13 protein-coding genes are annotated in these 16,880 nt (G+C 47.1%); 12 read left to right on the top strand and 1 reads right to left on the bottom strand.

Annotation, left to right across the window (positions count from 1 at the left end):
- Window positions 1-183 precede the first annotated feature (183 nt).
- From NDI48_17755 to NDI48_17735, 5 genes are read left to right on the top strand one after another with little or no spacing between them, the layout of a single operon-like run.
- A complete protein-coding gene (locus tag NDI48_17755) occupies window positions 184-831 on the top strand; it encodes a nuclear transport factor 2 family protein (protein MEP0833020.1) in 648 nt (215 codons plus the stop codon).
- Window positions 831-2,117, top strand: coding sequence for a glycosyltransferase family 2 protein (locus NDI48_17750; GenBank protein ID MEP0833019.1), 1,287 nt, complete (start codon window positions 831-833; stop codon window positions 2,115-2,117). The genes NDI48_17755 and NDI48_17750 overlap by 1 nt, the downstream gene beginning before the upstream one ends.
- A gap of 15 nt (window positions 2,118-2,132) precedes the next feature.
- A complete protein-coding gene (locus NDI48_17745; GenBank protein MEP0833018.1) occupies window positions 2,133-3,842 on the top strand; it encodes an amidohydrolase family protein in 1,710 nt (569 codons plus the stop codon).
- 13 nt (window positions 3,843-3,855) lie between these two features.
- On the top strand, window positions 3,856-4,278 hold the full coding sequence (locus tag NDI48_17740; protein ID MEP0833017.1) for a DUF962 domain-containing protein: 423 nt from the start codon (window positions 3,856-3,858) through the stop codon (window positions 4,276-4,278).
- 54 nt (window positions 4,279-4,332) lie between these two features.
- Window positions 4,333-5,367: an aromatic ring-hydroxylating dioxygenase subunit alpha gene (locus tag NDI48_17735; protein MEP0833016.1), complete on the top strand. Its 1,035-nt coding sequence runs from the start codon at window positions 4,333-4,335 to the stop codon at window positions 5,365-5,367.
- 98 nt (window positions 5,368-5,465) lie between these two features.
- Here NDI48_17735 and NDI48_17730 read toward each other — a convergent pair whose 3' ends face one another.
- Window positions 5,466-9,542 (bottom strand): NB-ARC domain-containing protein, encoded by a 4,077-nt coding sequence (locus NDI48_17730; GenBank protein ID MEP0833015.1) that lies wholly within the window; start codon window positions 9,540-9,542, stop codon window positions 5,466-5,468.
- Window positions 9,543-9,896: 354 nt separating this feature from the next.
- Between NDI48_17730 and NDI48_17725 the strand changes: the two genes are divergently transcribed.
- The 7 genes from NDI48_17725 (at window position 9,897) to NDI48_17695 (ending at window position 16,751) form a co-directional block, all read left to right on the top strand.
- Window positions 9,897-11,078 (top strand): BMP family ABC transporter substrate-binding protein, encoded by a 1,182-nt coding sequence (locus tag NDI48_17725; GenBank protein ID MEP0833014.1) that lies wholly within the window; start codon window positions 9,897-9,899, stop codon window positions 11,076-11,078.
- Between the two features lie 196 nt (window positions 11,079-11,274).
- Window positions 11,275-12,360, top strand: a complete 1,086-nt coding sequence (locus NDI48_17720) for an ABC transporter permease (protein ID MEP0833013.1) — start codon at window positions 11,275-11,277, stop codon at window positions 12,358-12,360.
- A gap of 214 nt (window positions 12,361-12,574) precedes the next feature.
- The gene (locus NDI48_17715) at window positions 12,575-13,501 is read left to right on the top strand and encodes an ABC transporter permease (GenBank protein MEP0833012.1); all 927 of its coding nucleotides are present in this window, start codon (window positions 12,575-12,577) and stop codon (window positions 13,499-13,501) included.
- 76 nt (window positions 13,502-13,577) lie between these two features.
- Window positions 13,578-13,982, top strand: coding sequence for a glutamyl-tRNA amidotransferase (locus NDI48_17710; GenBank protein MEP0833011.1), 405 nt, complete (start codon window positions 13,578-13,580; stop codon window positions 13,980-13,982).
- 11 nt (window positions 13,983-13,993) lie between these two features.
- A complete protein-coding gene (locus NDI48_17705; protein MEP0833010.1) occupies window positions 13,994-14,731 on the top strand; it encodes a cysteine hydrolase in 738 nt (245 codons plus the stop codon).
- A gap of 119 nt (window positions 14,732-14,850) precedes the next feature.
- Complete coding sequence (locus NDI48_17700; GenBank protein MEP0833009.1) at window positions 14,851-16,398, top strand: ABC transporter ATP-binding protein; 1,548 nt, start codon at window positions 14,851-14,853, stop codon at window positions 16,396-16,398.
- Window positions 16,398-16,751 (top strand): cupin domain-containing protein, encoded by a 354-nt coding sequence (locus NDI48_17695; GenBank protein MEP0833008.1) that lies wholly within the window; start codon window positions 16,398-16,400, stop codon window positions 16,749-16,751. Before NDI48_17700 ends, NDI48_17695 begins: the two co-directional genes overlap by 1 nt.
- The last annotated feature ends 129 nt before the right edge of the window (window positions 16,752-16,880 follow it).

The following is a 16,880-nucleotide window of genomic DNA, read 5'->3' as shown; positions in this document are numbered from 1 at the left end:
AGCGTTTGTATTTGAGATGTGAAATTCTCTATTCTCTCTCCTCTGTGTTCTCTGAGCCTCTGTTGTTCGTTATTGTTTACATCTCAAATGGAAATACTATATTTGTATATAGCAAATATTAAACTCATTGGTATAATTGGAAGTTATTTAATTCCTGATTATCGGCAGCAAGGCAAGGAATAAATGACAAAACACAAACGGTCAATCAGATACCGATGCAGTCAAATACTTGGGGTCGCTTTACTCCTGCTGGCAATTTGGAATGTACCCCTATGTGCTTGGGCTGATGTTAACCAACAGGAGGTTAATGCAATTATCCGCACGCGGGAAATGGCTCTGCAAGCGCTTAACACTCGCGATTTTTCCAAAATTGAACCTTACTTGCATCCAAGCTTCACGATTACCACGGTTGATAACCGAGTTTTTCATAAAGTGCCTGAGTTTGAGAAGTATTGGAATCAACAGTTCTCCAGTTCGATTAAAGACATCAAAATGGAGGCGAAGGTGGATACTCCCAGAACGTTTCTCTCCCCGGAAACCGCCATTTCCTACGGAGATGCGAACGCAACATTTTATTTTAAAGATGGCAATAAACCCACGATGGCGATGCGATGGACAGCCGTGCTGCAAAAGTTTCAGGGGAATTGGACTATTCAATCACTGCATTTTTCTTCCAACCTGCTGGATAATCCCGTGTTAATGGGTGCCCAGCAAGCCGGTCGTCTTTGGGCGGTTGCGGCAGGAGTGGGCGGTATCCTGCTAGGGGCAGTCACGATGCTGTTGTGGCGTCGCAAGGCTCAGCCAGAAATGGAGAAAGTAGAGCAAATCTAGTGAGAAGAACTCCCTATTCGCTAAGTAACAATGTCAGTGTTCATCGCGATCGCCGCCTCAAAGCCACCCTCGTGGTTCTACTTGTCTGGGGTTTCGTCAGTTTGCTCCACTGGCAACCCCAAACGCAGTGGCTCATTGTGGGATTAACGGCAGTCCTGACGATTCAAACGCTACGGATGCTCATGGCAAAAGCGATCGCTCCCAGGGTAGAGGGTGATGCCGATTTGCCCAAAGTCTCGATTCTGGTTCCCGCTAAAAATGAAAGCGCCGTCTTGCCCGATGTGGTTCATAGCCTATTTTGCCTGAACTATCCCAGCACTCATCTGGATATCTGGATTGTGGATGACGGCAGTACTGATGAAACCCCCCAAATTTTGAGGAAATTACAAACTCAATTTTCGGGGTTACAGGTTCATCGACGGGAATCAAAAGGAGGTAAATCCGGGGCACTCAATGCAGTTTTTCCCTTCACGCAGGGCGAGATTGTGCTTATTTGCGATGCCGATGCTCAACTTTCTGCCAATTTTCTGCGGCAAACCGTACCTCTGTTTCAGAAGAGGGCAATTGGTGCGGTGCAGGCGCGAAAAGCGATCTCGAATGCAGATACCAATTTCTTAACTCGTTGCCAGCAGATGGAAATGAGTTGTGATGCTTATCTGCAAACCCATCGAATTGCTGTCGGAGGAATGTCTGAGCTTCGGGGCAATGGTATGTTAGTGCGTCGGGAAATGCTAGAAAAGTGTAAGGGTTGGAGCGAAGACACAATTGATGATTTAGATTTGTGCTTCAAACTTTATTTAGTAGGTACTGAAATTGAGTTTGTCACAGTTCCAGCCATTCAGGAAGAAGGGGTAACAACCTGGAGAGCGCTTTGGCATCAACACTGTCGTTGGGCGGAAGGTGGCTATCAGCGTCACCTGGATTATTTCCCCCAAATTCTTGCATTAGGTTTGACGAAAGAACTCGATCTAATGTTGTTTTTTCTATTGCAATTCCTGCTACCTCTCGCCCTCATTCCTGACTTGCTTTGGACAATCTTTTACAACCATCATCCGCTTTTATTTCCACTTCAGACACTACTCAGCCTCATTGTAACGGTTGGTTTTATTGCCGGACTTTACCAACATCAAAAATTACGGGGATGGTCTTTGCTGTGGGCAACTATCCAGGGTTCTCTCTACATGGTGCATTGGATTCCAGTGATGATTGTGACAGCTTTAAGCCTGTGTATAAAACCACAGAAATTGAATTGGATTAAGACTGAGCATCGCGGTCGAACTGTGTGAGGGAAATAAAGAATCATGCTGGATTTGCTGATTCAAAACGGGTTAATTTTCGATGGTTTAGGCTCTGCGCCTGTTCGTGGGGATATTGGCATTCAAAATGGTCGAATTGTTGCGCTCGCCCCCTCATTACCTAACAATGCCCGTGAAGTAGTAGATGCTTCCGGACTGTGGGTAACGCCAGGATTTATCGATATCCACACCCACTACGATCTAGAGTTAGAGATTGCACCGGGGCTGAGTGAATCCGTTCGTCATGGCGTTACCAGCGTTGTCATTGGCAACTGTAGCTTGTCTGTTGCCGTTGGGAAACCCCAAATGCTGGCAGATATTTTTCAGAGGGTGGAGACGCTTTCCCATCGGCTGATTGAGAAATGGCTGAAACAGTCGCTTTCTTGGCATACACCAGCCGAATATTTGAACCATTTGCAACACTTGCCACTTGGCCCCAATGTTGCCCCTTTGTTTGGGCATAGTGCCTTACGCGCCCATGTCATGGGATTAGAACGCAGTCTGACGGTTCAGCCCTCAAGAACTGAACGAAAAATCATGCAACAAATAGCCGCAGATGCTTTAGATGCGGGATTTGTTGGCATTTCAATTGATATGTTTCCTTGGCATCGGATGAGCGGAGAATGGCGGGGCTGCACCATTCCCTCGCAACACGCCAAACTAGGTGAATACGCCATGCTAGCCAATCTTTGTCGGCAACGGGATTTAGTTTTTCAAGTCACCCCTAATTTACAGCGACTGGCTTCCTTTTTTGATATTATCCGCATGGGTTCAGGCATTGGGCAACGACCCCTGCGCCTAACTGTCCTCTCAGCTTTAGATGCCGTACACGATCGCAAACTATGGCGAATATTTTCCCCTCTCCTGTTCATCTGGAACCGGATTCTCAGGGGCAATGTGCGCTTTCAAACGCTCACCGAACCCTTCACGATTTACTCCGATGGCCCAGTCACGCCATTATTTGAAGAATTTTCCACCGGCGCACAACTCAATAGCTGTGAATCTCGACAAGAACGGCAACAACTGTGGCAATCTAAACGTTTCCGTCGCCAGTTTCGACAGGAATGGAGCAATCCGTGGCGTAAGTCATTCCATCGTCAGTTGGAATTGATGGAAATTGTCCGCTGTCCTGAAACCCACTGGCAGGGGTTGAGCTTTGCCGAAGTTGCCCGCCAAAAGCAACAAGATCCGGTGGATTTCTTCATCCAGGCGTTGCATCACTACGACACGGATATCGGCTGGGTTGCTACGGGAGCCAACGATCGCTTAGAACCCCGTCTAGCTCTGATGCAGCACCCCTATATCTTGCCCGGTTTTACGGATGCGGGTGCCCATGTCCGTAACCTCGGCTACTATGATGGAGCCTTATCTTTGCTCAAACAAGCTGTTACTACTCATTTCCTGCCCCCTGAAACGGCTATCTACCGCGTCACCGGAGAACCTGCTAACTGGTTTCGTCTCGATACCGGAGTCCTCAAAATTGGGGCTAAAGCCGATTTGGTTTTACTCAATCCGCAAGCCTTGAACCAGCCAATCAGCCCACAAGTGGAAATATCAGATCCAGTCTTGGATGGGGAACCTCGTAGGGTCAAGCGTGGGTCAGATGATATCGTGCAAACTGTTTATATTAATGGGATTCAGGTTGTTCATCGGGGTCAAGTCAGTGAACGACTGGGGCGCGAACAACTGGGAACCGTTTTGTCTCCCATACTTTAACTGAAGATACCCTATGAGTAACCTCAATCCTACTCTCCAGCAGAAATTGAGAAATCGGATTAACGACCAAATTTTGGATCATCCGTTTACAGACTACTGGGATATTTTTGTCCTCAAACACCAGCACCCAATTAATGTCGCTCTCCATGTTGTGGGAATCCTCTTTTTTTACGGCTTGCTCTTTTTGACTTGGAAGTTGCAAAACTTCTGGTTACTGTTGGGCTTACCGCTAACTCAGTTAATAGGATTGACCGGACATTTTCTGTTTGAACACAGTCATATTGATCGACAGGATGCTGTGTTTTCTTGGCGAGCTTCTTTCTGTTTAGGTCGAATGCTATTAAGGATTATGTTAGGCAAATATGGAGAGGATATCTGCCAACGGCAAGAGGTGTTACAGCAGTATCAGTTAAAAGGAGATTCTACCAACTGCTGAACGATATCCTTAATAAGGCAAATCAGAGAGAGAAAAAATACTAGGTTTTCAACCATGCAAATCTTCAACAACTGGAATGTCGTTGCTAAGGGTTGGTATATTGCCTGTCCCAGTCATGAATTACCGAAGGAAAAAGCGAAGTCTGTAGAGGTTTGCGGACAAAGAATTGTGATATTTCGGGGTGAAGATGGGCAAGTACGGGCAATGGATGCTTACTGCCCTCATCTTGGGACAGATTTAGGAATTGGACAGGTTGATGGCAATTGGATTCGCTGTGCGTTTCATCATTGGGCATTTGATGAAACAGGGCGTTGCCAGAACATTCCCTGTCAGCCAGAAATTCCTGCCACAGCCAAATTACAAGCTTACGCAACAGAGGAAAAGTATGGGTTTATTTGGATTTATCCTGACGCATCAGCGCCAGAGAGAGTTGCTAATTTTGATGAACTGAAGGGCAAAGCGATCGCGATTCAATACGACCGAGCTTTTGAGCGGAGTTGCCATCACCACATCTGCATGATGAATGGGATTGATGCTCAACATTTGAAGACGATTCATCATCTTGACATCAAAATGGAACTGTCGCTGGATCGAGATGAATCAGGGACACAGCTCGATTTCACTATGCGGGGACAGTTTCCCCAAACAACCTTTCGCGAACGATTAGGGCAGCGATTTCTAGGTTCTACCTATGAATATTCAATGCGGTATGCACATGGCTGCATTGGCTTGTTAACGATGATGAAAAATGTACGGCTTTTTCCCTCGCTGCACATGATTTTTGCCTACACCCCGATCGCACCTGGAAGAACGCAAATTCAACCGATTTATGTGACCGAAAAGCGCAGAGGAATCGTGGGATGGCTGCTCAGTCAATTCTTGCTGTTGTGTACCCGGTTGGCTTACTACATGCTCAGAGATGAAGACGGCGAGATTTATGACAATATTCGATTTAATCCAAAAGTTCTCTTGGGCATTGATACGCCATTGGTTCAGTATATGGAGTACGTGAACAAGCTACAACCGTCTCGATGGTCGCTGACAAGAACAGATGCTTCTGTTGAGCATGAGACGGTTCAAAGATTTTAGGCTTTAATCCGGTGTACAAGGAGCGAAAATTTTATCTCGGCGTTGTCGGATAGCCCACTCGTCTTACCCCAAAATTTGCCCTTATCTAGGATTTGATCTCAATCCCTGTCATCAACAGCCCCTAGCATTTTCAGTGTGGATTTCTGAGCGGCTGTCAAACCCGTAATATCCGTGATATTCATTCCCTCATAGGGTCTAGGAATTCGGAGCGTTTTGATACGCGCACTGAAACTGTCTTGAGAATTTTGAGTTTGTCTTGTGTTAATCGTCCCTTTGCGCGGTGTCAACCCAAGCTGATACTCACCCTCTATGGGCGTCATCCCCAGAGGAAGTGCAAGGGTTACCTTTGCCGAAGAGATAGACGTACTCATCCAAGTGGTGTTGTACTCCCTAGGTGTAACCAAGGTCGAGGAGTGAGACAAGGATATCCCAGAAGAGTCCGGCTTGACCTTCCATAGCTTAATCGTTTCATCTTGACTACAGCTTGCCAGAATTTGGGCATCAGGACTGTAAGCGAGGAACCGCACCCATTTATCATGCCCTTGCAAAATTTGGCAGCTTGGCAAAGACGAGATATTCCAGAGTTTTACTAACCCATCCACACCGCTACTGGCAAAGGTTTGCTCATCTGGGTCGAAAGCAACTGACAACACTGGCCCTGTGTGTGCCTGTAATGTTTGGTAACATTCTCCGGTGTTGGCCTGCCAAAGCTTAATCGTGCCATCTGCACTACCACTGACCAGAATTTGTCGATCGGGACTAATGGCACAAGCGCGTATCCAACTCCTATGCCCCTGCAAGGTGTTGATACAGTAACCTGTGTCCACATCCCATAGCTTGAGCGTTTGGTCTTGGCTACCACTGGCGAGGAGTTTCCCATCCGAACTCAAGCTTATCGACCAGATGCCACCCCGATGTCCTTGCAAAGTTTTGCGGCATTCACCTGTACGAATATCCCAAACTTTGATCGTGCCGTCGAGACTCCCACTCAAAAGGGTTTGCCCATCAGGACTAAAGAGGACGGAAAAAACCGCGTCCTTATGTCCTGTCAGCGTTTTCAGACGTTGCCCGCTGAGGATATCCCATAATTGAATCGTTCGGTCTTCACTGCCACTGGCAAGAATTTGACTATTGGGACTAAATGTTACAGACCAAATCCAACTGCTGTGTGCTGAGAATTCTCTAATACATTTCCCTGTATTGCTATTCCAAAACCTAATTACACCATCTTGACTCCCACTCGCGAGAGTAGTCCCTTGAGGACTGAACGCGACCGACCACACTCCATTACTATGTCCTTGTATGGTTTTTAGACAGAGGTTGGTGCGCGTCTCCCATAACCGCACAGATTGGTCTTCACTGCCACTGGCTAATAAACAATCAGACGCGCCTAAAGTCGCTACCGCTTTGCTCACAGGACTAAAGGCGACAGACGAAACCCAACTCGTGTGCCCTTGAAGCACTCTCAGGCATTCACCCGTATGCTGATGCCAGAGACGGATAGAATGGTCATCACTACCACTGGCGAGGGTTTTTCCATCCGGACTAAAGGCAACGGTTCGGATTTGCTGGGAGTGTCCGCGTAAAGATTTGAGGCATTTCCCACTGCTAGCCTCCCACAATTTTACGGTACGATCGCTGCTGCTACTGGCGAGGGTTTTCCCATCCGGACTGAAGGCGACTGACCAAACTCGGTCGCTGTGTTCCTCTAGAATTCTTAAACATTCACCCTGATTAATATCCCACAATCGCACCGTACCGTCGTAACTACCACTGGCAAGGAGATATTCCGAGGTTAGGGGGGTAGAGTTAATGGGTAATGGGTAATGGGTAATGGGTAATGGGTTCTCCCTGTGCCTTGAAGTGTTCTGTGTTCTTCTTCCAGAATATTGTGGAGCAAAGGTAACAGAGCGAACTTCGTCAGTGTGTCCTGATAAAATCTTTAAAAGTTGGCCTGTTCTAACATCCCAAATCCTTACCCAACGGTCTTCGCTACCAGTAGCGAGGAGACGACCATCGGGACTAAAGGCTAGGGAAAATACGCGATCGCTATATCCTTGAAACTGCTTAATGCATTTCCCAGTTTGCACATCCCAAAGGTTAACTGTTCGGTTAGCACTGCTAGCCAGAAAACGACCATCAGGACTAAACGCAACACACCAAACCCAGCCTTCATCTACTTTGCAATTTAACAGTTGTTTGCCCGTCTCAACTTGCCACACATGAATTTCATGATTCACATCCCCAGTCGCCAATAGCTGACCATCGGGACTGAAGGCAACCGATAAGATTTGACTGAACGTATCTGTAAATACTGACTTCGCTAGATTCGTGTGAGCAAAATTAACCTCATGAAGATTGACCCGTTCCAGGTAAGCTTGCCAAACCGTAAGATGGGAAAAATCCCAACCGCTTAGATCGGAGGAAAGTTGGTAAAGAAGGTTCAAAACATTCCCGCCAATATAGCCTGTTTCTTGGGACGATTTGCCCCGCAGTTCTGATAGAATTTGCCTGAATTGGTGTTCCAGTTGTTCCTTACTACTAGCATGGAGTAACTTGTCTGCAACGGGTTTGAGGATGAGGCGAATTTGGGTTTCTCGAATATAGTCTTTAGCTGAAGCTTTTATCAGAGCATGAGTCTTGAACAGGCAAAGCCCCAACCCCTGTAGGGACAACCCAGGCGTCGCCCCTACGAATCTCATAAGTTCTATACAAACCCGTTCAATCAATCGGTCAGTCATGTATTCCATGACGACAGGTTGTAGAGTGAAAAAATTTCGGTTCTGTTCAATTAGGGTCGGTGTAGCCTTATCGAGCAAACATCGCCTTTCTAAAGACGATAACGCTTCGAGTAAATCGGCGAGGGATACTTGAGGGACAAAATCTGATCGTAATTCTGACAGCGTTACAGGTTCTCGGTTAATTGCCAACCAATACATCACCTGTTGCTCTAAATTCGACAAGCGCTCAATTTGGTGGGCTAATAAATCTCGAACATCTCCAAAAACTAAAGCACCCTGTTGTAAGCATTCGAGGAAATTGGCGATACTACCCTCAAAGAAATCCTTGATCGCACAAGCGACCATTTTTAAAGCCAGAGGGTTACCTGCATAATGTTCAACTAATACCCTCCATTCTTCAGATGAACCTGCAAAATCGCCCTTAACGCTGAAAATATTCTGTACGGCACTCTTGCACAATCCAGTTAATCGCATGGAGCGAATGGGTAAATAATTCCCTTCGATCGCAGCAATTTCTTTGGGTTTTTCTCGACTGGTCAGCATCAGAGTACTTTGATGGTCAGTTTCCCCCAAACATTTCAATAACTGACCATAGCCTTCATACCCAGCTAGATAACTTCCACTGCGATCGCCAGGTTGCATGATAGTCTCGACATTATCAAAGACAATCAAACAACGATGTTGACGTAAGCAGTCCAACAGATACAAAATACGACCATTGAGAGTATCGGGCAGTGTCGCATTCTGTTGAATGGCTAAGGATTGAATTAAATCTGCTAGGAGTTCCTGAAGGGGTGGCGCATTGCGAAGACTGCGCCAAATGACACACTCAAACTCATCCTGAATTTGTTTGGCTAACTTCACGGATAAAGAGGTTTTGCCGATGCCACCCATACCAAACAAACCAATCAGTCGGCAACCATCCTGAACAATCCACTGTTCCAAAGTTACCAGTTCTTCATTCCGTCCGTAAAACACGGATGCATCTGGAGCATCTCCCCAATCCCTGCGATTTTGGATTTTGCCGTCCGTCGAGCGGGTACGCTCGCCCGCTTCGCTATCGGACTGCGTCCTGCGGGCGGGTTTTGGATTTTGGATTAGGTGTTGCTGGTTTTTGGTTATTCCTGACTCCTGTAAGGGCGAGTCATGACTCGCCCCTACGACTCCTAACTCCTGACTTTTTTCCCGCGCTTTTCGCTTCAATACCAATTGAACGTTACTTTTAGTAACCTTTTCTCCAAAGGCTTTGGAGAGTAACTGCCATAGCTGGGAACCCGTCTGCTTGACATAACCCAGCTCATAACCGGAAGTTTTTGCGATCGCTTGATACGACTGCTCTTCCCAAGCATGACGAAATACCGTTACTTGCAGCTTACTTAAACGGTCTTCACTTAAAGCTTGCTCAACAATTGTCAGTGCTTCTTCAGGATTCATGGCTCAAAAAAGCCCAGTTAAACGATCTGGCAGCAGATACACACATCACGATTCCGATTCACTCACTCCCCAACACCAACAAACACAAGCCAAAACCCTATGCTGGAAGGGTTTCTGTAATGGGTAGAATTGGATACTACAGTTTTCTAAATTTGTCCACTGTCAATTTAGTGACATTCTGCGAACTTTCCTCGCACCTTTTTCGCACCTTTTAGAACCCTAGAACTGCATTCATCCTGTTAATCTCTGCTTAACGCAAGAGCTGACACAAACCACAGTCAAGCGTTAGCGAGGAGGGCAAAAACGGCGATGCCGCTACACCTCTACATCCTTTCGCAAGGGGAGTCATAACGAGTGAGTATTAGTAGGTCTTTTCACTTATCCCGTCGTCAAGTTGTTCGTGGACTTTTAGCGACCACAGCCTTTGGGGTGACCTCGAAATTTGGGACGGGTTGCAGTTCATCAACCGGAAGTCAATCCAGTTCGGGTGGCGCAAGTAAGCCCATAACAATGGGATTCATTTACGTGGGACCCAAAGATGATTATGGCTATAACCAAGCCCACGCCGAGGGGAAAGCTGGGGTTTCCAAATTAACCTGGGTCAAAAGCGTAGAGCAAGCTAATGTTCCGGAAACTACCGATGTCCAGGAAGCGATGCGGAACATGATCGAACAAGATGGAGCTACGGTTATATTTCCCACCTCTTTCGGTTACTTTGACCCCCATGTCCTAAAACTTGCCCAAGAGTACCCAGAGGTTCAATTTTTACACTGTGGCGGACTGTATCAAGAAGGGAAACACCCGAAAAATGTTGGTAGTTACTTTGGTTTCATTGATGAGGCTGAGTATCTAGCAGGCATTGTTGCCGCCAAAGCTTCCAAGACTGGCAAATTAGGGTTCATTGCGGCTAAACCAATTCCCCAAGTACTGCGGAATATCAACAGCTTTACCTTGGGCGCACGTAGCGTTAACCCAAAAGTTTCTACTCAGGTCATCTTCACAGGAGATTGGTCGTTACCTGTTAAAGAAGCAGAAGCGGCTAACAGTATGGCTGACCAAGGGGTTGATGTAATCACCTGCCATGTAGACAGTCCCAAAGTGATTGTAGAAACCGCTGAAAAACGCGGCATTTTCACGACTGGCTACCACGCCAATCAAGCTGTGCTAGCACCTAAAGGATATCTCACGGGTGCAGAGTGGGATTGGACAAATGTTTATTCCAAATATGCGGAAATGATTCGCGCTGGCAAAACCTTGATGAATGGAGGCATTCCACACTTAGTTCGTGGGGGTTTTAAGGAAGGATTTTTAAAGCTATCGGCCTACGGTTCTGCTGTCAGCGCTGATGCCAAAAAAGATGCTGATGCCGCTAAAGCCAAGTTTATAGACGGCAGCATGGTGGTTTACAAAGGCGGACTGCAAGATAACACAGGCAAAATCGTCATTCCAGCGGGTAAGGATTTAAAACAGCAAGACGGCGAACTAGAAAAGATGAATTGGCTGGTTGCAGGCGTCGTTGGCAAAGTCGGCAGTTAATCCCTATTCATTTACTCCTTAATTACTCATTACCAATGACTAAAGCCTATCGGCAAACCTCCATAAAAACGCAAGAATCAACTCCTCTAACTCCTCTGCGACCCTCAGCGACATCCTCTGCGTTAAAAAAACACATCCTAGTAATACCCACAAAAACAATCCCTCCGGGGAGCAATAATCAAATCAACCGTTAATCATGCTCAATCATTCTCGGTGGCGTACAACACTAGAAGCGATTTGCATCCCGATCGCCGCTCTCCTTTTTTCCTTGGTACTCTTTGGAATTTTCTGTGCTTTGGCGGGGGCAAATCCCTTTGCGGTTTATGCTTCGATTTATAAGGCCGCATTTGGGAATTGGCGATCGTTTCAGAACACGCTGATTCGGGCAGCTCCCTTGATGTTAACGGCTTTATGTACAGCACTCCCTGCCCGCTTGGGTTTGATCATCATTGGTAATGAGGGCGCATTGGTGATGGGTGGAATCGGGGCTGTAGCGGCAGGATTAGCACTGCAAGGTGCACCCCCCACCCTCGTGCAAATCGGGATGGCACTGGCAGGACTCATCTGCGGGGGTTTGTGGATTGGCTCAGTAGGAGCGTTACGTCACTACCGGGGCGTGAATGAAACCATTAGTAGTTTGTTGTTGAATTATATTGCGATCGCACTGCTGAACCATCTGGTGAGTGGGCCAATGAAAGACCCCACTTCTCTCAATAAGCCCTCCACCTACCCCATTCCCGATGCCGATATGCTGGGCAAAATTCCCGGTACCCGCGTTCACTACGGTTTGATTTATGGGTTGATTGCCTGTGTTATTGCCTATTTCCTGATCCAGCGCACAACCTTTGGCTTCGCCGCACGTACCGCCGGGGGCAATATTCGAGCCGCTCGAATTGCTGGACTCCCAGTCGGTAAGCTAACCATGGCAATTTGTTTCCTGGCTGGCTCTTGTGCGGGATTAGCAGGCATGGTGGAAGTTGCCGCCGTGCAGGGTCGAGCCAATGAATCTCTCAATGCTAACTATGGCTACAGCGGTATTTTAGTCGCGTTTATTGCCCGACATAACCCGCTTGCTGCCACCCTAGTTGCGGTTTTAGTCGGCGGTATCCTTGCGAGTGGTGGTATCTTGCAGCGGGTGCATAATTTACCGGATGCCACTGTTCTCGTATTTCAAGGGTTGGTTTTCTTAGTGGTTATGTACAGTGAATCGCTCTACGGACGGCTGCCAATCTTCAAAGAGCGGTCAGAAGTTATTGGCTCTCCAGCAACAGCAACCGTCTAAATGGGTTGAAAGTTGGAATGTTGAACGTTGAAAAGTTCTAACTAGTAATACCAATTGGGTTTGAGTTCGATACTTATTTTCTAATTGCTCCCCCCAAAACATCGGGGGGCTGGGGGGGTTCCAAATGTGACATTGGAAAAGCCAATTGGTATAGCTTGCTAACCTTCAACCTGCAAACCTGCAACTATATTCACAGACAAAAAGGAGGAAATTAATGGCCACAGAAGCATTGGGCTGGTTGGGAGTTCCTTTAGCGATCGCCGCAGGAACTATGCGAGGGGGTACGCCGTTTCTGTTTGTCAGCTTGGGAGAATGCCTGACGGAAAAAAGCGGCAAAATCAATCTGGGATTGGAAGGCACATTACTCATGGGAGCCATGACGGCCTATGGGGTTTCTTACCTGACGGGTTCGCCTTGGTTGGGAGTTATCGCGGCTGGGTTATCTGGGATGATTTTGGGTTTCATTCATGCTTGGCTCACTCAGCAACCTAGAGTTAACGATGTTGCTGTTGGTATTGCCATGATTATCTTTGGGAGTGGTTTGGCTTTCTTCTTAGGGAAGCCTTTTATTCAACCTAAAGCCCCACAACTACCGACATTGGATTTGGGAAATTGGAGCAGTATGCCAGCACTGCAATCGGCGTTGAAAATTAGTCCACTGTTCCTACTCGGTGTTGCACTTGCACCTCTCATGATGTGGTTTTTCAAATCAACTCGCTGGGGTTTATTTATCCGTGCGGTTGGTGATAGTCCCGATGCGGCTAGAGCAATGGGAGTTTCTATCAAAAAAGTGCGGATGTTGTGCATTGTTGGCGGGAGCTTTTTAGCTGGAATTGGCGGTGCTTCCCTATCTCTCTACTATCCCGGTATCTGGAGCGAACGTATCTCCAGTGGTCAAGGACTTATGGCTGTTGCACTCGTGATTTTCGCCCACTGGCAACCGATACAGTGTCTGTATGCGTCCTTACTATTTGGTGGAGCACAATCACTTGGCCCCGCGTTGCAATCTGTGGGTATCACTCAGGGTTATTACCTATTTAATGCTGCGCCCTATGTTTTAACACTGTTAATCATGATTATTACCTGCTCTCCTAAACGCACTGTAAGCGGCGCACCAGGGGCTTTGGGGGCTAGTAATTAAATTCAAAATTTTGTTTGAATTTTGAATTTTGGCTTTTGAATTCACAGTGGTGTACTACTAAAAATTAACAATTTCGATGCCAGAAACTTTAAATATTGCAGTGAATGGGACGTTGATGCGAGGCTTGGAACTAAACGGCAATCTCTTAACAGTTGGAGCAACATTTGTACGAGAAGCGACGACAGAACCCGTCTATCGCTTGTGGTCGATTAATGACCGCTATCCAGCCATGTTGCGAGTTCGAGAAGGGGGAGTTGCGATCGCCGTTGAAGTTTGGGCAGTCCCTACCGCGAGTCTTGGCACAATTTTGCTACAAGAACCAGCCGGATTGTGCATCGGTAAAGTCCGTCTTAGTGATGGTGAAGTCGTTCTGGGAGTTTTAGGCGAACCAATTTGCTGCGAAAACAAGTCCGAAATTACTCAATGGGGCGGTTGGCGTGCCTACATGGAAGCGCTGAGCAACCGCGTATCCAGTACTTAGGGAGGTTAAACATGGGACGTTTTGTTGATGCTGACCCCTATCCTTATCCTTATAACGGGGATTTGCGTCCAGAAAATACGGTGCTGCTGATTATCGATATGCAAACCGATTTCTGTGGTATTGGTGGCTATGTGGACAAGATGGGATATGACTTATCTTTAACTCGTGCTCCGATTGAACCCATTCGCAAAGTCCTGGCAGCAGCACGGGAGAAGGGATTCCATGTGATACATACCCGTGAAGGACATCGCCCCGATCTATCTGATTTACCAGAAAATAAGCAGTGGCGATCGCGTCAGCTTGGAGCAGGGATTGGCGACCCCGGCCCTTGTGGCAAGATTTTGGTACGAGGTGAGCCAGGGTGGGAAATTATCCCGGAACTCGCTCCCCTACCTGGAGAAGCCATTATCGATAAGCCCGGAAAAGGGTCATTTTATGCTACAGACCTCGATTTGTTGCTCAAACGCAAGGGTATTCAGAACATCATCCTGACTGGGGTGACTACGGATGTCTGCGTTCATACGACCATGCGGGATGCGAATGACCGAGGGTATGAGTGTTTGATGCTATCTGATTGCACGGCGGCAACGGATTATGGCAATTATTTGGCGGCACTGAAGATGATCAAAATGCAAGGGGGCGTTTTTGGCGCTGTTGCTGATTCAGCAGCGTTTATTGAAGCGATTCAAGGGGAAAATGCAGCCGCCGACCTTCAAATATCAGAGTATTCTGTTGTGCAAAGTAACTGATTTTGGTAGGCTGCACAATTTTACAGAAAATGCAAGTTTTTTTAACGCAAGGAACGCTGAGGTTTACGCAGAGGAACGCAAAGTTTTTGAGTTGACTATTGATTAGTAGGTCTTAGTTTATGAGTACTGCAACAGCAAGAACAACTGTCGAGCTAACGAAGCCACCAGAGCTTGAGGTGGTGAAGATGACTAAGCAATTTGGTACTTTTACGGCTCTGGATAATGTTTCACTGCATCTGAAACCGGGAACGTTTCATGCTTTATTGGGTGAAAATGGGGCGGGTAAAAGTACTCTGGTTAAGTGCATTATGGGGTTTCACACTCCTACCTCTGGCGAAGTGTTGATTGATAAGCAAAGCCGTAGTATTGAGAGCCCTCGTGATGCTCACAAGTACGGGATTGGTATGGTTTATCAGCACTTTACGTCTGTGCCTGCCATGACTGTTGCTGAAAACCTTGTTCTGTCACAGTTTGACAGTCCTAATTTAATTAACTGGAAAGAGGAGTACGTTCGTTTACGAGCCTTCATGCAAACTGCGCCTTTCCAAGTTCCCTTAGATATCCCTATTTCTCAATTAGCGGCTGGACAGAAGCAGAAGCTGGAAATTCTCAAGCAGATCTACCTCAAGGTTCGTATCTTAATATTAGATGAACCTACATCTGTGCTAACTCCTCAAGAAGCGGATGAAGTCTTAGGATTACTGCGTGAGGAAGTTACGGCGGGAAAGTTAAGTGTATTAATCATTAGCCACAAATTCCGCGAAGTGATGGCATTTTGCGATGAAATTACTGTATTGCGTAAGGGCAAGTTTGCAGGTCACGGATTGGTAAAAAATCTCACTGTCTCAGACATGTCTGAGATGATGATGGGTGAGAGGCGGGAACCGCAACAGGTGGAAAAAACACCACATCTCAACCCCAAACCGGTGCTTCAGGTGCAGAACCTCCATGCTGACAAAGAGAATGGCGTTGAAGCGATTAAGGATATAAATTTGACGGTAAACAGTGGCGAAATTGTTGGAATTGCTGGGATTTCCGGCAATGGACAGCGGGAACTGGTGGAAGTCTTAGCCGGACAGCGTCCTGCTACGTCTGGGCAAGTGTGGGTTAATGGAGAAGTTTATACCGCAACACGAGCCGAGATGTATCGGCATCAAGTTTTCTCGCTACCGGAAGAACCCCTCCGCAATGCCTGCGTACCTCACATGAGTGTGGCAGAAAACCTTGCCTTGCGGACGTTTGACCGTCCTCCCCAAGCGAAAGGGGGCGTGTTACTCGTCTTCAAGGCGATGCGACAGATGGCTCAAGGTTTGATTAACACGTTCAAGATTAAAACGCCCTCACCCGACACACCCATCGGCAATCTTTCTGGGGGAAATGTGCAACGTGCGGTGTTGGCGCGGGAATTATCGGGCGATCGCATTAATCTCCTGATTGCGGCGAATCCCTGCTTTGGTTTGGATTTTGCGGCTGTGGAGTATATTCATGGGTCTATCGTTGAGTCACGCAACCGAGGCGTAGCGGTACTGCTGGTGAGTGAAGACTTGGATGAACTCTTAAAACTGGCTGACCGGATTTTGGTGATGAGTGAAGGGCGCTTTGTTTACGAAAGTGCGATCGCAGATGCTGACTTTGCCACGATTGGTCAACGCATGGCAGGACACTAATGCAACGAGTTTTAATCCTCAAAGACTTACTCGACATCGCTACACGACAGGATGAGCTGTCTTGGGAACCGTTTCATCCTGGAGTCGATATCTACCGACTTTATAAAGATGGCGAGGGAGGGGCAGCCGCGCTACTTCGCTACAAGCCAGGGGCAAGTGTTCCGATGCACGTTCATACGGGTTTTGAACACATCTTTGTCCTGTCGGGTTCACAAACCGATGAAAATGGCGAACACCAAGCTGGAACTCTGGTGATTAACCCACCGAACACTCACCATAACGTGATTAGTCAAGCAGGCTGTATCGTTCTTGCCATTTGGGAAAAACCTGTCTTGCTTCGGAACAAGAGTTGATATCGATCAATCAATGTTGGGTTCAGTAATACCAATTTCCTCAATGCTGACTACAGATACTTTTCTTGCTCCCCCCGCGTTTCTAACGTCCCCCCTGAGTAAGGGGAATTAGGGGGGTGAGGAGGTCGA

Origin of the sequence: Microcoleus sp. AS-A8 (assembly GCA_039962225.1) — a bacterium.
Lineage (GTDB): Bacteria > Cyanobacteriota > Cyanobacteriia > Cyanobacteriales > Coleofasciculaceae > Allocoleopsis.
The sequence above is the reverse complement of the archived record's forward strand: the minus strand, read 5'-3'. Positions and strand labels throughout refer to the sequence as shown.